Source organism: Paenibacillus sp. FSL M7-1414, from assembly GCF_038003195.1.
Lineage (GTDB): Bacteria > Bacillota > Bacilli > Paenibacillales > Paenibacillaceae > Paenibacillus > Paenibacillus amylolyticus.
In genome coordinates, this window is record NZ_JBBOOS010000001.1 from 3884259 (window position 1) to 3909442 (window position 25184).

At 45.7% G+C, this 25184-nt stretch carries 23 protein-coding genes; 5 read left to right on the forward strand and 18 right to left on the reverse strand.

Annotated features, from left to right (window positions below):
* Nucleotides 1-323: 323 nt before the first annotated feature.
* The 5 genes from MHH92_RS16805 to MHH92_RS16825 all read right to left on the reverse strand — a co-directional run bounded on the left by MHH92_RS16805 (nucleotide 324) and on the right by MHH92_RS16825 (nucleotide 7203).
* A complete protein-coding gene (locus MHH92_RS16805; RefSeq protein ID WP_340905049.1) occupies nucleotides 324-3068 on the reverse strand; it encodes a CHASE3 domain-containing protein in 2745 nt (914 codons plus the stop codon).
* A gap of 176 nt (nucleotides 3069-3244) precedes the next feature.
* Nucleotides 3245-4633 (reverse strand): class II fumarate hydratase, encoded by a 1389-nt coding sequence (gene fumC, locus MHH92_RS16810; protein WP_017688147.1) that lies wholly within the window; start codon nucleotides 4631-4633, stop codon nucleotides 3245-3247.
* A 132-nt stretch (nucleotides 4634-4765) separates the two neighbouring features.
* The gene (locus MHH92_RS16815; RefSeq protein WP_074095412.1) at nucleotides 4766-5776 is read right to left on the reverse strand and encodes an aldose 1-epimerase; all 1011 of its coding nucleotides are present in this window, start codon (nucleotides 5774-5776) and stop codon (nucleotides 4766-4768) included.
* 170 nt (nucleotides 5777-5946) lie between these two features.
* Complete coding sequence (locus tag MHH92_RS16820) at nucleotides 5947-6756, reverse strand: MBL fold metallo-hydrolase (protein WP_127550693.1); 810 nt, start codon at nucleotides 6754-6756, stop codon at nucleotides 5947-5949.
* Between the two features lie 180 nt (nucleotides 6757-6936).
* Nucleotides 6937-7203 carry a hypothetical protein gene (locus MHH92_RS16825; RefSeq protein ID WP_074095413.1) on the reverse strand — a complete coding sequence of 89 codons (267 nt, stop codon included), beginning with the start codon at nucleotides 7201-7203 and terminating at the stop codon, nucleotides 6937-6939.
* A 216-nt stretch (nucleotides 7204-7419) separates the two neighbouring features.
* On the opposite strand from MHH92_RS16825, the gene MHH92_RS16830 reads away from it, so the two are divergent.
* The 4 genes from MHH92_RS16830 (at nucleotide 7420) to MHH92_RS16845 (ending at nucleotide 11744) form a co-directional block, all read left to right on the forward strand.
* Entirely contained in the window at nucleotides 7420-8652 is a 1233-nt protein-coding gene (locus MHH92_RS16830) for an aminopeptidase (protein ID WP_036613753.1), read from the forward strand.
* A 90-nt stretch (nucleotides 8653-8742) separates the two neighbouring features.
* Complete coding sequence (locus MHH92_RS16835) at nucleotides 8743-9975, forward strand: aminopeptidase (RefSeq protein ID WP_340905061.1); 1233 nt, start codon at nucleotides 8743-8745, stop codon at nucleotides 9973-9975.
* A 247-nt stretch (nucleotides 9976-10222) separates the two neighbouring features.
* Nucleotides 10223-10813 (forward strand): RNA polymerase sigma factor, encoded by a 591-nt coding sequence (locus MHH92_RS16840; RefSeq protein ID WP_100527435.1) that lies wholly within the window; start codon nucleotides 10223-10225, stop codon nucleotides 10811-10813.
* The gene (locus MHH92_RS16845) at nucleotides 10791-11744 is read left to right on the forward strand and encodes a hypothetical protein (protein ID WP_340905064.1); all 954 of its coding nucleotides are present in this window, start codon (nucleotides 10791-10793) and stop codon (nucleotides 11742-11744) included. Before MHH92_RS16840 ends, MHH92_RS16845 begins: the two co-directional genes overlap by 23 nt.
* A gap of 2 nt (nucleotides 11745-11746) precedes the next feature.
* On the opposite strand, the gene MHH92_RS16850 is transcribed toward MHH92_RS16845, so the two are convergent.
* Complete coding sequence (locus MHH92_RS16850; protein ID WP_340905066.1) at nucleotides 11747-12259, reverse strand: hypothetical protein; 513 nt, start codon at nucleotides 12257-12259, stop codon at nucleotides 11747-11749.
* A 232-nt stretch (nucleotides 12260-12491) separates the two neighbouring features.
* Between MHH92_RS16850 and MHH92_RS16855 the strand changes: the two genes are divergently transcribed.
* Entirely contained in the window at nucleotides 12492-13142 is a 651-nt protein-coding gene (locus MHH92_RS16855; RefSeq protein ID WP_340905068.1) for a hypothetical protein, read from the forward strand.
* Nucleotides 13143-13211: 69 nt separating this feature from the next.
* Here the strand turns inward: MHH92_RS16855 and MHH92_RS16860 are convergent, their stop codons facing one another.
* From MHH92_RS16860 to MHH92_RS16915, 12 genes are all read right to left on the reverse strand, one after another.
* Nucleotides 13212-14528 (reverse strand): hemolysin family protein, encoded by a 1317-nt coding sequence (locus MHH92_RS16860; protein ID WP_036613746.1) that lies wholly within the window; start codon nucleotides 14526-14528, stop codon nucleotides 13212-13214.
* A 375-nt stretch (nucleotides 14529-14903) separates the two neighbouring features.
* Complete coding sequence (locus MHH92_RS16865) at nucleotides 14904-16487, reverse strand: sigma-70 family RNA polymerase sigma factor (protein WP_340905070.1); 1584 nt, start codon at nucleotides 16485-16487, stop codon at nucleotides 14904-14906.
* Between the two features lie 226 nt (nucleotides 16488-16713).
* Nucleotides 16714-17172 (reverse strand): spore coat protein GerQ, encoded by a 459-nt coding sequence (gerQ, locus tag MHH92_RS16870; protein ID WP_036673979.1) that lies wholly within the window; start codon nucleotides 17170-17172, stop codon nucleotides 16714-16716.
* Between the two features lie 75 nt (nucleotides 17173-17247).
* Entirely contained in the window at nucleotides 17248-17670 is a 423-nt protein-coding gene (locus MHH92_RS16875) for a cell wall hydrolase (RefSeq protein WP_036613979.1), read from the reverse strand.
* A gap of 160 nt (nucleotides 17671-17830) precedes the next feature.
* A complete protein-coding gene (locus tag MHH92_RS16880) occupies nucleotides 17831-19516 on the reverse strand; it encodes a hypothetical protein (protein ID WP_340905072.1) in 1686 nt (561 codons plus the stop codon).
* A 204-nt stretch (nucleotides 19517-19720) separates the two neighbouring features.
* On the reverse strand, nucleotides 19721-20470 hold the full coding sequence (locus tag MHH92_RS16885; protein WP_340905074.1) for an SDR family NAD(P)-dependent oxidoreductase: 750 nt from the start codon (nucleotides 20468-20470) through the stop codon (nucleotides 19721-19723).
* Between the two features lie 147 nt (nucleotides 20471-20617).
* On the reverse strand, nucleotides 20618-21010 hold the full coding sequence (locus tag MHH92_RS16890; RefSeq protein WP_340905076.1) for a DUF2500 domain-containing protein: 393 nt from the start codon (nucleotides 21008-21010) through the stop codon (nucleotides 20618-20620).
* Between the two features lie 209 nt (nucleotides 21011-21219).
* Nucleotides 21220-21789 (reverse strand): hypothetical protein, encoded by a 570-nt coding sequence (locus MHH92_RS16895; protein WP_340905079.1) that lies wholly within the window; start codon nucleotides 21787-21789, stop codon nucleotides 21220-21222.
* A 252-nt stretch (nucleotides 21790-22041) separates the two neighbouring features.
* On the reverse strand, nucleotides 22042-23145 hold the full coding sequence (locus tag MHH92_RS16900; protein ID WP_036613740.1) for a collagen-like protein: 1104 nt from the start codon (nucleotides 23143-23145) through the stop codon (nucleotides 22042-22044).
* 315 nt (nucleotides 23146-23460) lie between these two features.
* Nucleotides 23461-24054 (reverse strand): C39 family peptidase, encoded by a 594-nt coding sequence (locus MHH92_RS16905; protein WP_340905082.1) that lies wholly within the window; start codon nucleotides 24052-24054, stop codon nucleotides 23461-23463.
* A 42-nt stretch (nucleotides 24055-24096) separates the two neighbouring features.
* Entirely contained in the window at nucleotides 24097-24639 is a 543-nt protein-coding gene (locus MHH92_RS16910; RefSeq protein WP_340905084.1) for a GNAT family N-acetyltransferase, read from the reverse strand.
* 43 nt (nucleotides 24640-24682) lie between these two features.
* The gene (locus MHH92_RS16915) at nucleotides 24683-25177 is read right to left on the reverse strand and encodes an AAA family ATPase (RefSeq protein WP_340905086.1); all 495 of its coding nucleotides are present in this window, start codon (nucleotides 25175-25177) and stop codon (nucleotides 24683-24685) included.
* Between the last annotated feature and the right edge of the window lie 7 nt (nucleotides 25178-25184).

Consider the following 25184-nt stretch of genomic DNA (forward strand, 5'->3'; position numbering starts at 1 on the left):
TTTTATTTGTTGTTAAGTATTATAACATCAATTTTCTAAATAAAGCTTACACGGCAAAAAAATAAAACCTATGACCTAATTACAGCGTAATTTCCTGTAATCGGCATAGGTTTTATAAGTTACTATGATCCACATAACGTTGAAGTAATCCATTTACACGATAACGGAGAGGGCAGAAAAAACCTGAAAAAGCGAAGCGTTCGCCTTTATCCCCGGATTTTCCCCTTTAAAAAAGGGAATCGAAAAAATCTGGGGATAACAGCGATTGGAGGGTTGTTCTGTCATCGTAGTGTCAGTGTAAATAACTTTTAGTTCAACTACGATCAGATTTCCATGGTTTCGTGATTCATCCATAATTTCATACGGGATAATACATCTTTGATATTCAGTGGTTTGCTGAGATAGTCCGAAGCACCTGCTGCAATACATTTCTCCCGATCCTCTTTCATGGCCTTGGCTGTCAGAGCAATAATCGGAAGCTGGGTCAGACCAAGTCGTTCACGGATCTGGCGAGTTGTCTCATAACCATCAAGTTCCGGCATCATAATATCCATCATGATGATATCAGGTTTGACTCCTCCACGCTCCAACAATTCCAGACACTCGTACCCGTTCTGCGCTGAAATGACATTCATACCGTATTGCTCAAGGGCGTTAGCCAGGGCATATACATTACGTATATCATCATCAACGACAAGTACTTGGCGTCCGCTGAGCAACGCTTCTTCCAGAGGTGTCAATAAAACATCCGATTGTCCGGAAGTGATTGAAGGGAGCTTATTGACCACAGGTGTAGTGGTAGCCACCTCATCCAGGAACAACCGCGATGCATTCATAGTCTCAGGTTCATCTCTTCGCAGTGGCAGGAATAGCGTGAACACACTGCCATGTCCTTCACGACTTGTTGCCGAGATTGAACCCCCCAGCAAATTCGCAAGCGATTGAGAGATAGACAGGCCAAGTCCGGTTCCCCCGTATTTACGTGCTGTAGCTCCATCCGCCTGTTTAAAAGCATCGAAGATCTGCACGAGTTTGTTATCCGCAATTCCGATCCCTGTATCACTGACGGAAAAAGCAATCACGTCGGTCTCTTGATCTTTCAATTCAGGATGAGCCAGACTCATTTTGGAGATGGTTAAGGCAACTTCACCCTCACTGGTGAACTTGAATGCGTTCGAGAGCAGGTTTCGGAGAATCTGATGCAATCTCATCTCATCCGTCACGATCGTTTCCGGTAAAGGACTTTGGAGCTGAATTCGGAAATCTATTTTTTTCTGTTCCGCTGTTTTCAGGAAATACTGGTTCATAACTTCAGGAACACTGCCCAGATAGACATCATCGAAATCCACTTCCATCTGTCCGGCTTCCACCTTGGATAGATCCAGAATATCATTGATCAGATTCAGCAGGTCTTTTCCTGATTTGTGAATGACTGAAGCATAGTTCTGCTCTTCACTATTCAAGTGTTGATTTTTATTTTCAGACAATATCTCAGATAAAATCAACATGCTGTTGAGCGGTGTCCGCAGTTCATGGGACATGTTCGCCAAGAATTCGGATTTGTACCCCGAGCTTGTTCGTAACTGATCTGCCACAACCGAAAGTTCATTGGCTGATGTCTCTGCAGCACTCTTCTGTACTTCCAGACGATCGTTCAGCATATGAAGCTCTTCGGTCTGCATTTGCAGTTCCTCCGTCTGAGACAGCATCTCTTCGGTCTGAGCCTGAAGTTTCTCCGATTGTGCCTGTAATTCTTCATTCAGAACTTGTGACTCATCATATAATTGCTGTAATTCCATGCGAGTGACGGTAGAGTGTAGGGAAACACTAAAAATATCCGTCAGTTCTTGCATCAGCTTCATATCATTCTCTTGCAACGGCTTCATTGAAGCAAGCTCGATTACCGCAATCGTTCTGCCTTCGAACAGGATCGGGACTACAGTAAGTGATGTGGCAGATGTATACCCAAGACCCGAAGAGATTCGGATATAGTTCTGGGGCAGATCATTCATGCGTAGAACTCGCTTCTCCACAGCACTTTGACCTACAAGCCCCTCACCCGGAGCAAGCGACACTTTACCGAGCGAACGTTCTTTCTCTCCATCCCCAGCATATGCAGCCAAGCGCAGCAGTCGATTGTCTTTCCAGTAATATAAGATGCTATAGGGAACTTCAAACAACACAGCAAGCTCGTTCAGGAACAAGCGGGACAATCCCTCCAGATTGGTCGGGTTCTGTAAGAGTGTGGCAATGCCTGTAATCTGGTCCTTGACCCGATTCTGTTCCTGTACTTCATCCAGTAATTTGTTGGTTTCGTGGCCCAGGTCTCCCACTTCATCATGTGTGCGCACCTGAATCCGCTGCTTCAGGTTTCCACCTTTGGAGATATCACTGATGGTTTGCATGACATCTCGCAACGTTTTGACGATATTTCCGGATATCACAATCGCAGCTGCAATGGATAATGCAGCAATAATACCCCACAGCGTGTACATAATCGTCAGCAGTGTGGAGCTACGTCTGGCAAGTTCAGTAACCCTCGCCTCGGTCAAAGCGATCTCTGTATTACGGAAGGTTGTAAGTTGAGAGCGCAGCAGATCAATTTCAGTTTTACCCGGATCAGATTGAAAGAATGCAACAACTTTCGCTTGATCTCCTTGCTTTTTCAAGTCCACCGACGGCTCCCCAGCGATCTCAATCCAGCGTGTAATATGAGCTTTGATGCTTTGCAGACTCTGCTGCTGTGAAGGATTATCGCTAATGAGAGCATTCAACTGATCATAGTTGGAACTCCACTGGGATAGGCCTTGGGAATAAGGCTCCAAGTAACTTTCATTACCTGTAATCATGAATCCACGCTGTCCTGTCTCCATGTTCAAGACATTTTTTTCAATCGCGTTGGTCAGATTATGTACTTCCAGATCATGATGGGAGATAAAATCATTTTCCTTCTGTAACACATTAATTTGGGCCGTAAGCACTAACAGAACAGCTCCAAACAAAAGCACAACCACAAGATAGCCCAATAAAATTTTGGAGCGTATCGTAAATCTTCTCGTTTTTGACAACGCGGAAACCTCCAAATATATACGAATCCCATAATTAAATTAAAACTGGTGCATATGTAGTTTATATGTATACGTATAGTCTGACAAGCATTAAGTTCATCGGTAATCATAAGAAAAACGACCTGCTTGTGCAGGTCGTCCTCTTCAGTGATCTATATTGCTCATTTCGGCTGATTTTAGGCCTTTGGAGCGATCATTTTGGCCGGATCGACATATTGATCAAATTGCTCTTCGGTAAGCAGGCCCGTTTGTAACGTCGCCTGTTTCAAGGACAAGCCTTCTTTATGTGCAAGTTTCGCGATTTTGGCTGCATTCTCATAACCAATATGCGGGTTGAGCGCTGTAACCAGCATAAGCGAATTGTTCAGATTATGTTCAATCTGATCCAGATTAGGCTCAATGCCTACGGCACACTTGTCATTAAACGCAATAATGGAGTCCGCCAGGAGTTGCACGGATTGCAAGAAGTTATAGATGATAACCGGTTTGAATACATTCAGTTCAAAATTACCCTGACTTGCCGCAAAACCAATCGCTGCATCATTACCCATGACCTGCGTAACCACCATAGTAATGGCCTCGCTCTGAGTTGGGTTGACTTTACCCGGCATAATGGAGCTGCCTGGCTCATTCTCAGGAATACGGATTTCGCCCAATCCACTACGAGGGCCACTGGCCAACCAGCGGACATCATTGGCAATTTTCATCAAATCAGCTGCAAGCGCTTTAACGGCACCGTGCGCATACACAACTTCATCATGACTTGTAAGTGCGTGGAATTTGTTTGGTGCAGATACAAAATCTTTCCCCGTATGTTTGCCAATCTCCTTGGCAGTGAAGTCCCCAAAGTCCGGATGCGCATTAATGCCCGTTCCGACAGCTGTACCGCCAATTGCAAGCTCCTTCAGATACTGTACACTTTCACGGATCATACGCTCACTCTTGCCCAGCATGGCTTCCCAACCACTGATCTCCTGACCAAGCGTAATTGGTGTTGCATCCTGGAGGTGAGTACGTCCAATCTTGATAATATCCTTGAATGCCTCCGACTTGTCTGCAAAAGTGGCTTTTAATACCGCAATGGCCGGCAAGAGTTGATCCTCAACAGCCAGAACACCTGCGACATGCAGAGCCGTTGGGAATGTATCGTTGGAGCTCTGGGACATATTCACATCATCATTTGGATGCAGACGCTCTTCCTTGCCCTTTTGCTCCAGCAGTTGGTTCCCCAGATTGGCAATCACTTCGTTCACGTTCATATTGGATTGTGTTCCGCTTCCCGTCTGCCATACTACCAGTGGGAAATGGTCATCAATTCGGCCTGCAATAATCTCGTCTGCTGCATAAGCAATAGCATCGGACTTAGCCGCAGATAATTTACCTAATTTATGGTTACTGGCCGCAGCACTTTTTTTCAAAATGGCAAGAGCACGGATAACTTCCATCGGCATATGTTCATTGCCAATCGGGAAGTTCTCCTTGCTGCGCTGCGTCTGAGCTCCCCACAGCCTGTCGGCTGGTACTTTCATTTCGCCTAACGTATCTCTCTCAATGCGGTATTCCACTTGCTTGTCCTCCTCCAAAAAGATGGTTTGGGTCTCTACAAAGCTTGTGTATCTCGTCATATTATACATGATTTACGAGCAGGTTTTCACCTTTTCGACAAAATTGTAAGCGTAGCGCAAAATGAGCGTGAATTATTTTTGTGACGCAATTGGATACAATCGGCTGCTCTGTTCGAATAGTTCACCTGGTTCCAAACCGATCAATCCGATTTCTTCTGCAGGTATGCCTTCAACATTAGGAGCGTTAACCAGGTTCATCTGTGGTTCAGGACAGAAGAATTCGCCACCCATGTTATTGTTCCAGATCATCCAGTGCTTGTAGGAGGTACCCACATCGTATACCAGTTTGTCTCCAGTACGGTGATCCGTAAGTTCCATATAGTTACGTCCATTCTGCGGCTCCGCCGTGTAATGATTATCCATGGCAGCAAAGAACGGACTAACCCCGTCTTTCTTCAATTGTTCTTCCTCAGGTGTAAGCGGTTGAAATTGTCCTGTTGGCAGGGAACGCTCATTCAATTCACGACGTTGTCCAATCGTAACTTTGGCCGTGTAATCCGAGGCCTGACTGTCCGGTGCAAAAGGTACAGCAATCGCCGTGTGGAATGCAAACAAATTCGGCATATATTCAGTCCCGTTGTTGCGGACGATCAATTGTTGCTGAAGTCCTTGGCTGCTCAAAGAGTAACGAAGCGTCACCGTAAACGTAAACGGCAGGTACTGATGGAATGTATGTCCTTCTTTCACGTCCTGGCTAAGCAACACATAACTCTCCAGCTGATCAGAACCGTATCCCTCAACCTTCCACTCGGCATCATGCAAAAATCCATGCAAATGGTTACCTGTAGCCGGTTCGTTCACAGGCAACTGATAGACTTTACCATTCCAGGGGAAGCGTCCATCCTCATAACGGTTCGGTGGAGAAAGAATCGGAATTCCATAGACCGCAGGTGCAGCCATAAACTCATCCATCTGATCCTGATTTGGTTCTCTCAAGTAACGAAAACCCTTTTCTGTATCACGGAAAGCAACGAGGTTCGCACCTACGCTTGGAATAACTGCCGCTTCAAACTGATTAAAACGAAGCCAAATGGCTGGTATCCCTCCAAATTGTTCTTCAAATGCTGCATTTTGCTGTGTCATCGTTATATGTACCTCCTGCATACTAAGGTTATATTATACGGCTCGACTATATCATGCCCGAGCGTAAAATACCAATCTATGATAGAGAACAAATTCATAATAGAAAGACAAAAAAGACAGCTGTAATACGTTACGGCTGTCTTTTTCCTGTCTTTCATATGATGGTTCAATTAATCCACATATTTGCCATGATCCGGCACAGTGCTCTCTTCAAAGTCCAGATCAAGCCGCTTCAAGGATTCACTCAGCATATCTCCGCTCAAGGCATGCCCGTGCCCGGTAATCGCAAGTTTCGGCTCCAGATGCCTTATATGCTGGACAGATTGATGAGCAACCTGCCAATCGGTTGTAAAATAGGAAGGCGGGCCATGCAACTGTTTGTCCTGAAGCAACACACTCCACAGCGATTCCTGCTTCACTGTGATGATTGCATCTCCCGCAATTAACAAACGGTCCGCTTCCCGAAACAGCGACACATGTCCAGGCGTATGACCTGGCGTGTGAACCCACTCCCATCCTGATACGCCTGGAACGGAATGATCTTTGGGTAGACTGAATATCCGATCATCCAGATTGATTGCCTCATTGGGATAAGCGAATGACAACCTGGACATTAAACCTCCACCTACAGAAGGGTCCGCTGGCGGGTAATCTTTTAATCCCGTTAAATACGGAATTTCAAGCGGATGAGCATACACTGGCACACCCCAGAATTGTTCCAGCTCAATAACGGTTCCTACATGGTCGAAGTGACCATGCGTCAATATGATCGCAGACGGCGGACCTTGAAATCGTTCTGTTGCAACCTGAACAATATGATCTGTGAACCTCGCCATTCCGGTGTCCACGAGGACCCAGTTCCTGCTTCCTGGCTCTCCGATGAACACGACATTAACGAATAGTGTACGTAGACTGAGAATATCGGGCGCGACTTCTTCAAGTCCCGTCAATCCTTCTGTAATCAGATTGTCAGATGCCATTCACGGTTACCTCCCATTAGGCGGATTGTCTCTCTGGTTCCATTCATCTCGTAGACTTCCCTTTTCTGGATCATCTATTCAACATTTCCAATAAAATAGACGGTATACACCCTGTTTCGGGCATACACCGTCTAGTATAGTCATCGACACAACACAATAGAACAAGAACATCTCGGCCAGTTAAGCCGGAAATGCCTCCAAAGCAGCATCGAGCAATTGATTGTACAGATCGTCATCATTCTCAAGCAACTCGTCCATACGCAGTAACTCTTCTTCATCACCGGATTGCTCTGTGAAATGCAAGCTATAGTCCCAGTCTTTTCCGTTCTTGCTCATGAAGGTAATCTCATATACTGACTTTTCGCCTTCTGTGCGGTAAACGGTATTTCCCACGTATCCTTTTTCACCTTCACGGCGCATTTCAGCACTTATAATTTCAATATTCACAATTATTCTCTCCTTTAATCTTTCATCTACAGTCGGTCTCCAACATTTCTGGTAAACCTAGTTTGGTAATTATTATTGGTTAATTGTACAATATATAACGTAGCAACGTATACCTTATTCAATGAAGGAACCATTCTGAGTCCTTACATAGTTGTAATGAGGACTATAATAGCCAACAAGCTACGATATTATTATCACATTGGAGGAAAAAATAGCATGAATACTTTTGAAACGAATCTGCAGCAATATGCTGAACTGGCTGTACAAGTCGGTGTCAATGTCCATCCTGGACAGACACTCGTGGTTAACGCTCCGATCTCGGCAGCACACTTTGTACGACTGATTGTCAAAGCAGCCTACGGTAAAGGTGCGAAATTGGTCAAAGTAAACTGGAGTGATGAAACCGTTACACGTCTTCATTACGATCTTGCACCTGATGAAGCCTTCTCCATTGAACCGAAATGGTTTGCAGCTGAAATGACTGAACTGGTTGAAGAAGGTGCCGCTATTCTGCACGTCATCGCTGAAAATCCAGATTTGCTGAACGGTGTAGCGCAGGAACGCATTATTACTAGCCAAAAAGTGCGCGGCAAAGCGCTCGAAAAATATCGTTCTTATCAGATGGCTGACAAATTCAGCTGGTCTATCGTGGCCGTTCCTTCTCCGGAATGGGCAGCTAAAGTGTTCCCGGATCTGCCGGAAGCGCAACAAGTGGACCGCCTGTGGGATGTCATTTTCAAAACGGTACGGATCGGTGAGCAGGATGCTGTTGCCGAATGGAAAACCCATTTGCAAAACCTGGATTCCCGCGCTGATCTGTTGAACAACAAAAAATACAAGAAGCTTCACTATACAGCTCCAGGCACAGACTTGACCATTGAACTTCCAGAAGGCCATATCTGGGTATCCGGTGGAAGTGTGAATGAGCAAGGACATGTCTTTATTGCCAATATGCCTACGGAAGAAGTATTCACGGCTCCGCTGAAAACGGGTGTTAACGGTACAGTGCGAAGCACGAAACCACTGAGCTACGGCGGCAACCTGATTGACGGTTTCTCACTAACATTCGAGAACGGCCGAATTGTTGACTATACCGCCGATCAAGGTCTCGATGCACTCAAAAACCTGATCGAGATAGATGATGGCGCACACTATCTGGGTGAAGTAGCCCTCGTTCCACATCAGTCCCCAATTTCCGATACCAATATTTTGTTCTACAATACTTTGTTTGATGAAAATGCCTCCAACCATTTGGCGATTGGTAATGCCTATGCCTTCTGTCTGGAAGGTGGTAAAACGATGTCCAAAGAAGAGCTGATTGAACGTGGTATGAACTCCAGCCTCACTCATGTAGACTTCATGATTGGATCCGGAGAAATGAACATCCACGGTGTGACCTCCGAAGGCGCGGAAGAGCCGATCTTCCTGCAAGGAAACTGGGCATTCTAATCCCGTTTGATGTGATTTAGGAGAGAGGAGATTACTCCTCTCTTTTCCTGCGTCAACAGGTCAAAAATTCAACAATTGGAGGGAACTCATATGTTAAGTTTTGAACAAAAACTGGATCGTTACGCTGAACTTGCTGTAAGAGTAGGTGCTAATGTGCAACCAGGGCAAGTATTTGTCATCTCTGCGATGATTGATACCGCTGAATTCGTACGTTTGCTGGTACGTAAGGGATATGAAGCTGGAGCCAAGCAGGTGATTGTAAAATACGGAGATGAAACCGTCAATCGATTGCGGTTTGAAATGGCCCCTGAGGAATCCTTCCAAGAGCCGCCGAAATGGCATGCAGCGGAGCTTGAAGAACTGGCGGCCAATAATGCAGCCTTCCTGACCGTATTGTCATCCAGCCCAGACCTGATGAAAGGTATTGACCCGGAGCGGATTTCCACCCATCAGCGTACATATGGTCAGGCGATGGCCAAGTACCGTCAGTATCAACAGGCGGATAAAATGAGCTGGACGGGTGTGGCTTGTCCTTCCCCCGATTGGGCAGCCAAAGTATTCCCGGATCTCCCGGCATCTGAGCAGGTTAGCCAGTTGTGGGAAGCCATTTTCGCTGCGGTGAGAGCCGATCTGGAAGACCCTGTAGCGGCTTGGGAACAGCACATTGAACGACTGGAGACCAAAGCCGTTGCACTGAATAACAAGAAGTACCAAGCATTGCACTTCCTCTCCCCAGGGACGGATCTTACTGTCGAGCTTCCAGAAGGTCATATCTGGGCGCAGGCAGGTAGCGTGAATGAGCAAGGCACCCCTTTTGTCGCGAATATCCCGACAGAGGAAGTATTCACCGCTCCAGCCAAACATGGCGTTAATGGCAAAGTGTCCAGCACCAAACCGCTCAGCTATGGCGGCAGTATCATTGATCGTTTTTCACTCACATTTGAGAACGGACGTATCATTGATTTTCATGCTGAAGAAGGTAAGGATACGCTGGAAAGACTCATTTCCATGGATGAAGGATCTCATTACCTCGGCGAAGTCGCTTTGGTTCCCTTCCATTCACCGATCTCTGAGAGTGGCATCCTGTATTACACTACATTGTATGATGAGAATGCGTCGTGCCATCTTGCGATTGGCAGTTCCTATGCATTCAATATCGAAGGTGGCAAAACGATGTCTCCTGAAGAGCTTGCAGCCCGAGGTATGAACACCAGCATCACCCATGTGGACTTCATGATGGGCTCTCCCGAGACGGACATTTACGGTATCACAGCAAACGGCGAACGCGAAGCCATCTTCCTTAAGGGAGACTGGGCGTTTTAACTGATCACGGAGAGTTATCTCCTATAATGTATTTTCACTGAACAGTCGAAAAGGCTGTCTTGCAACCATGTATTCATGGTTGGCGAGACGGCCTTTTATTAATTTTCAGCCAACTTTCCCGCATGTTATACACACTTCCCTTATCTGGTTTTTCCCGGACCAACCTCCCATTGTATCGTTTCCATATTATGTTGTAAAATGTAATGATACCAATGTTTGTGGATTGTTCACCAGAAAGGAGAACATCATGGCCAATCGGCTCCAGTTATTACTAGCCTCAGATTTCCATAATTTAGGCTCTTCACTTCAAGAAGAAGTGTATTATGAATATTATAATATGGTACATGGTCTTATCGTTTATATCATCAAGGAGCGTGCTGCAGCAGAAGATATTATTCAGGAAGCTTTTATCAAAATCATTAAAAACAAACCCATCTTTGAAGACGAGGTCAAACTGAAAGCCTGGCTCAAGGTTGTCACACGGAACACAGCTATTAATTATCTGAGAAAAAATAAAAATAACCGTAACCAATTGGATACGGATAGTGTTTTTATAGATATGGAGACGATGAATCAGACCGCAGCTTCCGTGGAAAGCATGGTAGAAACGCAGATGATGGAAGAGTCCATTGAATATTATCTCAGACAGCTCAAACCGGAATATCGTGTATTGGTGGAGTTACGGTGGAAAAAAGGTCTCTCCTACCGAGAGATGGCCGAACTGCTGGATACCTCCGAAGACATTGTGAAGCAACGCTTGTTCAGAGCCCGTGGCAGTATTAAGAAGAAATTACATAAGGAATGGGGTGGAAGCATTGAGCAAAGGCAAGTCCGATAAAAACGTGGAGCGATTCGATTCAGAGCTGGAAGACGAATATTTCGACGCTGCGTTTGACCTGGCTTTTGATGAAGCTTTCCATCAGGCCGTCTCTGCCCCTTCCGCCTCCCATACCGAAACCATGCAGCAATCCTGGCAGAAGGTACACAGGGAAATTAACAGAATCGGTTTACGTAAAAAAAGAATACGTACCTTGCGACTTTCAATTGTCGTAGCTGCGTCCGTGACCATCGGAGCCGTTATTTTCAGCCTGCCGTCCGGTACGCAAGCGGTATCCCCTTTTGTACAATCCATCAAAGATTGGGGTAATGGCATGAAATCCGTTATCATTGAGGATCGCACGACCCAACTGGGGGCTGATCCGTCAACGGCCAAAACGCCTCCACCACCGGAAACCAGCTTAGACGACATTCTTAAAGTACAAGAAGAAGAGGCTCTTAATACACCTTCCTATGAGTTATCGAGCCATCTGTTTCGTCCAGTACTTGTTACGGAAGAGATCGCACGCGAAGGGTTCATGGGTGACTTTCTGTTATCCAATGCCATTCCCGAGAGATTCAACAAGGTCAAATTCGAACTCGTGCTTGATACTGAAAACCCTGTGAATCCAGACGATTATTATGAGTCCACACAAATGAGAGTTCAATATACCAGTGAAGGCAAGAGCATAGAGGATGAGATTATCCAGTTTGATTATGTCCATGTCATGCCTGGGGAGAAAATTGAAGGGGCCATGCTTCGTGATATGAGCACCGTAAAGCTGGCGGATGGCTCGGAAGCACTGATGTATATCGGCCCACCCTATAACTCCTTTCAGTGGATGATGGGTTCAAACAATATGAGTCTGTTTGGCACCCTTTCGGAAGAAGAAATGACTGCTATTGCCAACGATTTTCAAGAGCAGAAGTTTCCGGGCAGCACCCGTCGATAAGATCAAAATAACACGGTGCCAGAGACATGTTTGCTTGTTTCCGTGGTACTTCCATCATACGCTGTATGAATACTGGTAACGCGATAATAATATCCTGGCATTACGGTCCAATCCGATGCGGCATTCAATAAGTTTGTATTCGTTGCATTGTTGGAACTCGTTTTGAAAGTTACCCATGCTGTTCCTGTCCAGCGCTCAAGTCGATAATCTACGGAAAGTGTCTTCATTGCTGTATATGTCATGGTCTTGGTATTGACGATAGCCGATAGTCCACCCCCAGGAGTGACTGCACCGACCGCTTGATAGATATGTCCAAGTTCTCGAGTGGTAGCAAGCGAATGGATGGATGGTTCTGGCGGTGGCGGAGCTGTAAGGGCACCAGAGGACACGTTGATCATCGGGCTTGCAACGGCTGGTTCGGACGTAGGTATAGCCAGGATTGTTGGCACCATTAACAAGGCAACAAGGGTTATTTTTAGTATAGATGCTGCACTCTTTGTTTTCATTTTCCGCATTTGATCCATCCTCCGCTTCCATACTTGATTTTGTGTAAGGGTATAAACGGACGGATCGGGTGACAGGTTTCAAAAAAAAATTAGACGCTCCGATGTTTCTGTCGGCAGCGTCTTTTATCTTTGTATACATCTCCAGCATGGTTGAAACCTAAATTATTCCAGCCCGTATGTATTGGGTAATGGATACACGAAACCATATGAACCAACCAGATTTGCAAATGAGGTGTAAAACTTGAGTAAATTTCAATCCAAATCCAGAAGGCATCGTCACAGCTCCAATCGGAATGAACTACATATCGAAGTTTCCGGCTCGTTCAAACGTTGGCTTGTTATCTTGGTGAGTGCACTTACCGCAGGGACCTTAATATATTTCTTGGCTACAGCTCGGGAAAGCTGGATAAGCATGGGGATTGACCGCTATGTATTGCCCTTTATGATCTGGGGACTTGTACTGTCCCCCGTCCTTGCTTTTCTTTTACTCAAGCAGAGCGGACGAACCCTTTCCCATGTCAAATTTTTACGTGTTTTCGGGATTGCTTTCTGCCTTCTGCCTCTGGTACTTCTGTTTTATGTGTTACCCGTAACACTTGGCATGGTGAATGATCACCTGACCCAGTATAAGCAAAATCCCGTGTTATCCACCACTAAGGTGGGGGACTACAATTCTTACGAGGTTACTTTTGTCGATACGCCTATGTACGCCATCATCACCATTAAGACACCGACAACAACCCAATCCACTCGAAAAAAGCTGAATATCCAGCATGATTTGGCTCCGGGAGAGAATGTTTACGTCACTTATAAGCGAATTTCTTTCGAGAATAGCTTGGTCACGGAGAACCGTTATGCCGATATTGTCATTCATGCACCCAAAGAATCATGAACATGCAAAGAAGCTGTACGATGACCATTACGTCACCACACAGCTTCATCTGTTACAATTTCGATCTGGCTACGCGCCTTCTTCTTCAACCAATAGTTCCAGCTTAATCACATTTACTCGGGAAATCCGCTTATGTTCTGTCTCTTGAATGACAAATACATAACCCCCATACTCAACCGATTGACCAACCTCAGGTGGAATGGCATCTACTCTGGAGTACAGCCAGCCCCCGATGGTATCGTAATCGGCACGATCCATCTCCAGTCCGAATCGTTCGCTGACTTCTTCAATCAGCATCAATCCATCAATAGAGTATTCCATCTCATCCACTTGTTCAATGACAGGACGCTCATGGTCGAATTCATCCTGAATCTCGCCTACGATCTCTTCCATGATATCTTCAAGTGTAACAAGCCCGGAGGTTCCCCCGTATTCATCAATCAGAATCGCAATCTGTGTCTTGCTACGCTGCATACGCTTGAGCAGATCACTGATTAGCGTGGTATCTGGCACAGCCAGGATGGGCCGGATCACGGAGATGGTATCCGTAAGTTGGGATCGCATCAGATCCTTAATGTGAATAAAGCCGATAATATGATCCTTGTCTCCGTTATATACCGGATACCTTGTTCGCATACTCTCGCTGGCAATCTCCAGATTTTCCAGCATGGACTCATTGGCGTTCAGACAGATCATTTCCGTCCGCGGAATCATAATTTCACGGGCGGTTGTATCCGTAAAATCAAATATATTATCAACAAGTGCTAATTCAGTGTTATCAATTAAACCGCTCTTATTGCTTTCTTTCATCAGAATGCGTATTTCATCTTCGCTATGTGCGGAGTCCATCTCCGAAGCTGGTGCCATTCGGAACAGTCTCAACAAGCCGTTAGCCATACCGTTCAGTGCCCATATGAATGGATACATTAACTTGTAGAAAAACGTTAGCAAAGCCGCAGACCACAACGTGATCGTCTCAGACTTTCGAATTGCCATCGTTTTGGGAGCAAGTTCTCCCAGTACAATGTGCAAGATCGTAATAATCACAAATGCAATGGCAATAGAGATTCCATGAACGTAGACTGGTCCCAGTCCAAATGCGGTAAACATGGGCTCTAACAGATGTGCAATTGCCGGTTCTCCCAGCCACCCGAGTCCCAGTGAAGCCAAAGTTATACCTAGTTGGCAAGCTGATAGATATGCATCCAGATTACGTACGATATTGGAAGCATAGATGGCATTTTTGTTGCCTGTTTCCACCAAAGCCTCAATCCGGCTTCCACGAACTTTCACCATCGCAAATTCCGCTGACACAAAGAAACCATTCATTAATACAAGTAAACCAATGATTACTAAATTTAAAATACTCGGTAAGGGGTCACTCAAATTTTCATCCTATTCGCCGTCATTCTTCGGCAAATAGGTCCACCTCCTTCGAAAATGTAGGATATTTGCCATTCTTCCGCTCATATGCAATTTCAACTTCCCAATGCTTCCACCTCCACCTTGTTCTGTCGAATAAAAAAGATATGCTTCTTTTATTATATAATTCTAAACTACACAGTCAATCCGTGTCCTATGACAACGAAATGGCACAAACGCCTTTTTTCTTTAACAAAAGTCTCGATTACGCTGTTTTTTTAACATTTCACAAACAATGATCTACCAGAACCAAACCAAAGAGAGTATCCTCGCTCATGCTTCCGCATGGCTAGATACTCTTTTTGCAATACTGTTACTTTCTTAAATTCTATCCGCTGATTACGATGTGGACTCAATCTCCACTAAGGTTTCCGAAGCGGGATTCCAGCGCCACTTCGCTCGTTCCCCGCTTTCGTTATGCAATCCACCGATCCAGAATTCATCCTGCTTCAGCAGCGCCCAATCGACTTCTTCATTCAACACCTGAATTCCCAGCTCCGTTAGCGACAGGACTCCGTCACGGAATTTTTCATCATGCTGCTTGAAATTAGGAAAAGTGGTTGCACCGGTCATCTGAAGAAGGGCATGAGGTCCTTCTGTCATCCGCCTCAGATGTGCCCAGTATTCAAGATCACCCATCCCAAGAATGTGCAGCTTGTCCCCTACCTCGCGAAATAATGGATACGGATGCTCCACACCTGCTCTAATAGTCTCCAGTGTTGCCTGCTCAATGAGTCCCAGACCGTTCGATACAGATGGCAGACGGGACAAATGTGCCTTAAAGGCAGCTTTCGCAAAGGGTAGCGCAGAAGTGTCTGCCTGCAAGTAATCCAGATGATGCCGGAAATCAGTCGACGTATAGGCTTCCCAGAACTGTGCACCGGCTTGTAACTCGTTTTTCTCAATCACATGCCAACTGCCGGACAGACGTTCAATCTGTGTGGAGGTAAGCTGTCCCAGTCCTCTAAAGTGCTCAATCTCTGGATACGAGTCAATGCAAAGCAGATTCAGTTTCGTATTCTGGAGCGCTTGTCCTCTGAAATAATGCAATAGATACGATAACATCGTCTGATCATAGAGATCGTATTCGAACCATAAGACAATTTCCTTGTATTGTTGAAACGAATTCAACTTGCGTTCAAGTTCCTCGATCTTCAAGTATTCCGCCTGTGGAATGCCCAACTGCTGCTCTAACACGGATGCCCGAGTCTGCCGCTCCTTCGTATCTCCCATCTCTTTGGCTACCGGGCCGAACGTGTACAACTCTCTCCATACCAGGATGTCTCCCTGAATTCCACTCTCTCTTAAACGATTGGCAGCGTGATCCCCATTCATAATGTGTAACAATCCTTTTCCCCCTTCATACAAGTCACTGAATACAGAGACCAGATCCCTCACTGGCATAGAGCGCTTGAGTTTGGATCGGGCATCGAACAATCTTTTCTTTAATGCAGGTACCTTGACTCCGAGGAAATCCGATATTTCCTTGAGCGAGTATCCTTCCAAATAAAACAGTTCAACAGCAATCCGCATCGATGATGGCAGTATTGCAATGGAATCACGCAGCGTACGATGCATTTCATTTTGCACCGCTTGTTTTTCCGGATCATGCGCCTGATCCTCTTCATGGAATACATGCTCCAGCTCCTGAACTGGAATCATGGTATGGTGCTTTCGTCTTAGCCAGCGATAACACTGCCTCTCCACGATCACCTTGAACCACCCGGGAAAAGCCTCAGGAGCTTCCAGCTTGGACAGATTGCCAAAGGCTTCAGTAAACGCCTCCTGCACGACATCTTCTGCCCAAAATGTATCCCCCAGTCGGTGGTAGGCAACAGCAAGTGCCATCCCGCGATATTGAGACATCAGTTGTGCGTAAGCTTCGGGTTCGCCCTTCATCGCTCCTTCAATCCATGAATTCAATGCTATGGACTCCCTTCATATAAGCATGCTGGTTGTTCTATTCATGTATAAGTGCCATGTTATCGCCAAAAGGTTACGTATGACTCTAAACCTATAGTAACCTTCGTATATATGTTTATGTAAAAAGCTGTCCTGTCTGCGAATTACCTCCACATACAGGACAGCGAAGTAAATCAATATGTGTTAGACATGTCAGTTATCAATCAACATGATGAGGTGCCAATGATTATCTGCTTGGAGCTTGCGGGTAATTGCCTACTACGCCCGGATATTGATACAACAACGGCTCATCAAATGTAGCATAGTCGAAGTTGACCATCAACAGCATGATCCGTCTTCCTGTCTTCGGGTCACTGATGATAATATGGTCACGTCCCGCTGCTTCAATGATACCTTGGAATATGCGAGCGTTCCATTCTTTGTTGCCTTCATATGTCATGTAGAATGTACCGAATTTACCAAGATTCAAACGTAAAATATTCTCAATGTATGACTGCTCAAACTGTGGAGCTGTTGTTGTAATCACTGCACCCGTTGGTGTCATTGGGCTACCACTGGATACGAGTGGGGGTACACTTGTGGAGCTTGGTGATACCATCCCTGGCGTTGGTGACATGGCAGGCATTCCGTTACCGATTTTGTAAGACGTACCTTGAACCTGAGAATTGGCTTGTTGACCCATCACAGAATTTGCTTGCTGCCCCAGTGTTTGAGTTGTTGGTTGATAAGGCTGATTAATCATTGTGATTCCTCCCAAAATTTAATATACTTCCGGACAGTCATCGCCTGTCGGACTGAAGAAACAATGCGCTTTGAAACGTCCTGTATTTTGCTGGTCATACCACGTTGGTGGGCAGTCGCCCACAGGTCGGAAAAACCACAATGAATTGCTCGCTGGCCAGATGCGCTCTCCATTGATCACCCGTTGTGCGAGACGAATCTCGGACTGTCTTGCCCGTTGGTAAAAGTACCCCTTCTGTGTTGACTCGTAGCCTCCTGGATTCTGGAATACCATACGATTGATATCGCGAATATCCTTAAAATCCAGACAATCCACCAGCACCCGGTTCACACCTACATTGCCCACAAGCAACATACCCTGATCGCCGTCACCTTCAGCCTCTGCCCTCATGAGCCTAGCCAGCAGCTTGACGTCCTCTGAGTTGGCTTTAATAACAGCCATAGTCTGTTTCCTCCCTTGTTTCAGCTGTTCATCACCGTACATCGTATTGTGCAGGAGCCCATTCGGTGACACGATTCCATCTTTTTTCCATAAAAAAAAGCCCGGAACCTCACCCAAGGTGAAGTCCCGAAGCAACTCGTTTCTTATAATACTCGCCTGTTTAAGGCTTGGCTTCAATCCAATAATCATAGGCATGAACAATGTTACCTTGGTAAGCCTGATGTTCGGCCAGCAGATCCGGAAGCTTGGCAAGCTGAAGTTCCATCTCCGCTGCCCCTTTTTCATAAAAAGAAATATGAGGACCTTCGTGGTTCTGCTTCATTTCTACCGAAATCATTAACCTTTTTCCCAAACGATCCGCGATCTCCATCTCCTGACTCACAACAGCAGCAATCCCATTGGAACCTTCGGCGTTGTTACGGAAAGCCATTAGCGACACATGATCGAGTGTACGGATCATAAATTCAGTCACAGATGTATCCTTTCCTGGCAACGCGAAGCTATCCAACCATACAGCAAGGTCTGCGCTTGTTTCGAGATCACTGTCCTTCTTTGTTTCTTCCTGGAAAAATGTAATGTTGGCAGCCCATTCGGTCAATAAGGTGTCCCGACTATTCTCCCACTCTGGCAATGTGTAAGGCTCAATATCCAGATGGATGCCTTCAAATCGTTCATCCGGCTCGGATTCGGCATTATAGTTTTTCACATAATCAATCAAGCGCTTAATCCGTGGACGATTCTCCTCCTTGCCCCAGATCGGATGTCCACCCATCGCATGGATCTCAATGCCCTGCGCTTTTGCCCGTTTCACAAAACTGCGATAGCTGGAATAGGGTTGATCCAGGTCCAACCGGACATACAACCAGTTAATATTCTGCTCTCTAGCAAATGCTAGTATGTGCTCTCCCCCGTCATTCGTCACCTGAGAGGCCTCCCAGATATACGTTCCCCGAATCTCTGGCTGATTGGATGGAGTCTCCGGTGATGGCAGTTCCGACGGCTCCAGTTGTCCCCAGTATACGATGTCATGTACAGCAGAACCTGCGTAGGAACTATGCTCGCCGAATGCGGAGGCAACTTCTTCAATAACACTTTCCAGTTGTGCTGCACCTTTCCCGGCAAATGACGTGAACTCCTCGCCAGGCATGGGCTTGGTGTTCAACCCAACCGTGACGCTCACATTGCTGGCATCTGCCCAGTTCATTTCCTGTTCAATCAAACGTATGATACCATTGTTCCCTTGCGCGTTATCACGGTAAGCGAGTAAAGTGACATGCTCCACTTGTTCAATGAACCAACGTGACAATGGTTCGTTATCTGCATCCTCAGAAACTCTATTTCCTGTGACGGTATAGGAATCCAGCCAAAATGGCAGGTCAATATTCACTGCAACTGCGCCATCCTGTCTCACTTGCTCAAATAACAGATTCATATTGGCTACCCAGGATTGTACCAGTGGCTTAGCATCTTCTTTCCAGGCTGGTAACACATAGGGCTTGATATCCAGATGTATGGCATCAAATTGTTCGTTGGGCTCAGCAGCTTGATTGTAATCACTTACCCAAGACGCTAATCTGAGCATGGGGCCTTCACGGCCACTGAGTGCCCAGGATGGATCGCCTCCCAGCGCTTCAACCGCAATACCTGCACGGCTTGCTTTGGCTATAAACGTCTGGTATACCTCCTTGGATAGCGTCATGTCTACATTCACGTACAGCCTGTTTATCTTATGTTTAGCTGCATTGGCCAACAGCTCATCTCCGTTGCTAACAGACTGTGCCTGCCATACCCAGGCCGCCCGTATATCTGCGCCGTCAGCTTCAGCAGGTGACTCATTCCCTATCATTATCATCCCTCCGATCAGCAGTAACAGCCAAAATACCTTCCGGGATTGTTTCCCGAACATATACTCCCTCCATTCCTCTACTGTTGTAAAATCACATTTATTATAGCAACCGAGTTATTAAAAACAAATAAGCCCAAGTGCTTAACTTGGGCTTATCACTCTGAAGTTGGGACAGCTTAGGGCTCGCCCGGTTCAATCCCGGTTCTAGTCCTCATATATCATTTTTCGGGTCATGCCTCCATCAATAACGAGGTTGGTCCCTGTGACAAAGGTATTGCTTGGGTCAGATAAATATAAACAAGCACGGGAGATATCCGAAGGAACACCCACACGACCGGAGGGATGCTGTTCATGATCCTCCTTTTTCAATTTCTCCACGTCTCCTGTCTCAATCCATCCCGGACTGATACAATTGACCCGAATTTGGTCCTTGCCCAGTGAGACCGCCAGCGCATGCGTCAGAGCTACAATCGCTCCTTTGGATGCGGCATAAGCTTCGGTATCCGGTTCAGACATCAGCGCACGAGTTGAAGCCATGTTGATAATGGCACCCCCGTGTTCATTGCTTTTCATATGTTTGGCTGCTTCCCGACTCGCCAAAAAGCAACTTCTCACATTGGTATTGAGTACATCGTCCCATTCTTCCAGCTTCAGCTCATAGGGTGACTTCCACTTGGTGAGTCCTGCATTATTCACCAGAACATCGATTTGCTTGAATTCTTCCACGGTTGTCCGAAAAAGATTCGTAATATCCTGCTCGCTCCGAACATCACATTGCACAAAGATGGCTTCTCCGCCTTCATTACGAATGGAAGCTGCGGCTGCGGCACCCTCGGCTTCCTTGTGATCGGCAAGTACAACTTTGGCTCCAGCGACCGCATAAGCTTCAGCCACACTTCGTCCTATCCCTTGAGCGGCACCAGTTACAACAACGACCTGATCTGTAAATGACATATTGATTGCCTCCTCTATGGTAATGATCTTTTGATCATAATCTTATTAAGCCTCTTCTTATATAAAAACACGTTAGGCCCATTAAGAAACGCTTGTCCAGTAAATAATCAAAAAAAGCTCACGCCATTCTGGCGCAAGCTGCTCAGTTTAACCCCGTAGGCGTTCAGAATATACGCGATTATATCGCTCGAAGCCTACATAACGCGTTCCTTTGAACGAGAGCCGTCCTTCATCCCCCTCAGCACACAAACCATATTCTTCGCCATTGACTTTGAATTCGAGCCGATCTCCACTTTCTACTTCAAAGGTGACGTAGTATAACGTTCGTGCTGTACTACCCGGTTCAGATTGCGACTGACTCAGCTTCATCCGTCTGCTGGTGATACGTGAAGGCACGGTCAATAGCGGCTCCGAGTTGTTGCGTCCCCACCTCCATACCTCCTTTCCCATCGACAGAAGGACTATACCTATAATCAGAACAAATACAACCGGAAAGACGGTTCCAAACAAATCAAACATCCAGGATGATTCAATGCCCATGTCTCTCCCTCCGTTCATACAACTTAGGACAGCCGGAGTCTTGACCCGTCTCCTGTAATGTATATGCACGTAAACAAGGAACTTGTTATCCGGATTGAAATCGAACGGTGTGAAGGGAAAAACCCTCCGGCAGAATACCGAAGGGTTGCTTCAGACGAAAAATAAGTACTATTTCATTATCTAATACATGCTTAACTAGCAGCCCTGTTTTACTTAAAGGTTGTTGCAAATCGTTGATCCGACAATATAACCTGATTAACCTGTCCCTCTTTTGTCAGCATAAACGATGCACGATAGATAGCCAGATCATCTTTTTCCGCTTGCAGCGACTTCTCATCCAGGAATGTTTCCTTCTGAATATGATAGGCATAATCGATATTACGTTCAGATTCGACCAAAACATGTTCCTTGCCATACAGATCGAGAATTTCTTGATGTGTCATCCCCGCCTCTGCCCCGCGAGCCGTCTTAAAGTACCCTTTCGAGTCCTTATTCAAGATGATACTAACGACTTGGGCATCCCTATAACCAATCGTGATTCCGTTATTGTATTGATAGGATTGACCCACACCGGTTGATGTTCCCTCACCGAGGATTTTCTCCGTCTCTTCCTGACTCATTCCATACGTAATCTTATCCTCACTGTCAGTCTTCGTCACAGCCAGATCCTGTTCTGAAAATTCGTTTGGATTGAATTTGCTATTGCCGCAAGCCGTGATCATGATTAATAATAATGCCGCAACAATCCATGTTATTTTTCTCCAGTGTCCATTCTTCATGTACTCACCTCTGATGTTTTTCCAATATTTTATCATATTATCAACTGAAAAAATAATTAGTAGTGACGTTTTCACCATTCCTCGCAAACAAAAAGAGTATCCGATATGTAGTTACTCCTGTACCATTATCCGCTCCAACTGAGATAACAGCCTCAGGTAAAGCACTGCTATCTCAGTTCAAGCAAACCCATGTTACCCTTGTGGATGCATATTTAATAAAGCTGAGGACAATTAGCTAGCCTGTTAACTGATTCACGCTAATTGTGTGATCACAAGATGTGCCGATACAGGTCTTGTTCCGCCCGCAAGTGGCGTGATTGTTAATGCAGTAGCATTACCAGCCGGGTTCCGAACGGTCAGAATAGAATTAATCACGGTTGTCTGCACTAAAGCCATACCCACAATCTGAGACGTTCCCGTTGCTCGCCCAACTACAGTAGGAGCCAAATCTGCCCCATTGAGAGTTAAGATTAATTGACCGGCTTCATTGATGCTCACCTGGAACAAAATCTGATACGTACCAATGGCTGCCAGATTGAATGAACTAGGCCCCGTACGTGCGATAGTTGTTCCACTTGTCGGCCCATCCTGAGGAAAGCTTACATCAGTACCGGGAGCAACCGTTGCTGCATTATCAGGTGGCATCAGTGCGAAAAAGTCAGCAAATCCCAGTACGCTTCCGGCTGCTCCTGTTGCACCTGTACCTCCCGTGGCTCCAGCTGGACCAGCTACTCCTGTAGCACCAGTCGGGCCTACTGCTCCTGCTGCACCGGCTGGCCCTGCCGGACCTACTGCTCCTGCTGCACCGGCTGGCCCAGCAGGGCCTACCGCTCCTGCTGCACCGGCTGGGCCTGCCGGGCCTACTGCTCCTGCAGCTCCTGTCGCACCCGTCGGCCCAACAGCTCCAGCAACACCTTGAGGCCCAATTGCCCCGGCAGGTCCAGGATTACCCTGCGGACCTTGTGGCCCTACGGCCCCTGCTTCTCCCGGAATCCCCTGTGCTCCCATAGGTCCAGCAGGCCCGACCGGACCTTGAGAACCTACCGCTCCAGCAGGACCAGGCTGTCCCTGAGGCCCTTGTGGTCCAGGTGGCCCCCCTGCTGGTCCTTGAGCTCCAGTTGGCCCTTCAACCCCTTGTTTACCTGGAATACCTTGTACGCCCTGTACGCCTTGTATACCTTGTGGTCCTGTTGGGCCAACGACAGTAGGGGTAGATATATTCACTTCTGGAGGCGGACATTTTACTTGAACGAACTTTTTGACCACTTTCAATCGGCGTTCTTTTCTTTTAACTTTACACGGATGGAATGTTGCCTTTTTTCTCTTCATACGTTTCTTCACTTCTGAATGACTCACAGTGTGGACACCTCCCTATAGACATGGTTTAACGTACGTATGTAGATGAAAAGATGCGTGGACGAACAACCATTTTAACTAAAAAACTCCGCTAATTATCAGGTAAAACAATAAAATCAGTAGCAACTGCCTATACGTTTGATCTATTTTGTTCAAAACCATTAATTGAGTCGAGCTGGTTTACGTGAGGAGATTTGTTCAAAAAAACTCATGCCATTTGGGCATGAGTTGCTTGGTTTAACTAAGCAGACGTTCCGAATAAAGCAGATTAGTTCGTTTAAAGAAATATATCTTGTCCCTTGAAAGAGAGCCGTCTTAAATCTGCATCGGGTGTACGACGATATAGGAGTTTTGAGAAAAAGGTAACCACGACCTCCATAACATGTTGAGTTCATTTATGCTGATTTTTCGATTGTAATATTCTTCATCACAATTAATCTTGTGGTCTAACGATTCTGCCAAGTAAAAATGCGTTTCATCATAACCAACGACCGGAACAAAATGCAAATAACGTTGTTTGGGATGTACTCTAATAAATAAAATAACAGGCACACCCTGGCTGATCTGTTTCTTCAACGTATTCACATTTCCTCGTAAGTACATTGCCTGATATCCTAGTTTTCTGAAAAAAACAACGACCGCTTTGGGATATACCGTCCCATCCAGTAATTTGCGAGGATAGGTTTCATATAGCTTTGTTCCGTTGGACTCCAAACCGAAATGTCTCAAGACAAACGCACTGGAAAATGCAGCGCATTCGTAGTTTTTCTGAATATCTAACCGATTTGAAGATTGAATGTAATATGCGCTTGGCACATTGACTGTGTACATGCGATCTTTCTTAGGGAAACTGAAATAAAGGGAGATCACCCAGAGAATAATCAACCAAAGTAATACATTGAGAAACAATTCGTGACCTCCTTCGTCTCATCAGACGATGTACTCTAACGTTTAAGTATGCCATTCACTAGACAGCAGACTATACGTCACAATATTCTCATAATGATCGTAGACCCATTGAGCTTCTCTGGATGTACCTTCATTTGTAAATCCGATTTTCTCAGGAATAGCCCTGCTTTTAAAGTTGTTTTCTGCACATTGAATGATCACACGATTTAACTTCAACTCATTAAAGAGATATTTAAGCAATTGCTCTATTGATTTGGTAATGATCCCTTTGCCCTGTGCTGACTCAGCTAAAAAATATCCAATGCTCGTTGCTCGATTATTCCAATCAATATAATGCAATCCTAACATCCCGACCAATTGTTCATTGAACCATATTCCGGAATCAAAACCGTTCCTCTCTTCATAATTATGTGTCCATACTTCTATTACAGAATCTAAATCGCTGGGCGATTGTCGTTTATCAACCCAGAGTAACCACGCTCTCAAGTACTTTCTATTCTCATCAATTAATGCATATAACTCATCTCTATCTCGAGATTGGATCAGCTTTAATACAATAGATTCATTCACTTGAAAAGTCAGCATCCTGTTCCTCCACTCAATCTAACTATGAGGTTATTTTAGGTGTCTATTCCTCGCACCAGTTCTTTAAAACCCATTCTTTAATTTGTTCAGCTACTCCCTCTACTGTAACTTCTGTCGTATCAACTGTTTGCATTGGCGGGTCAAACGCAGTTTCCGAATTCTGGAGTAACCAGTTGGCAAAACTTTTGTGATCTTCAACCAGGTTCTCGTCCCACCCACGGGCTCTTAAACGCGTCTCGCGAGTAACATCGTCACAATGCAAGTTCATATATAGAATCCGATCAAATCGATCTATGTAATCCGACGATGCAATGTTTTCCGGAACCATCGTTCCGCATAAAACAGTCCCTCGTCCACTTAGCGATATGTTATACGCAATCCTCAACCAATTCTCTTTGGCAATCTGCCAATCCACGTTATCGATGATATCCATGTCAAAGATGTCAAATTCGGGAAGTTGCTTGCGAACAAGCGAAGAGATCGTTGTTTTTCCTGTTCCACTTGCGCCTGTCACTATAAAAAGCGGCAATTTTCTCATAACTAGC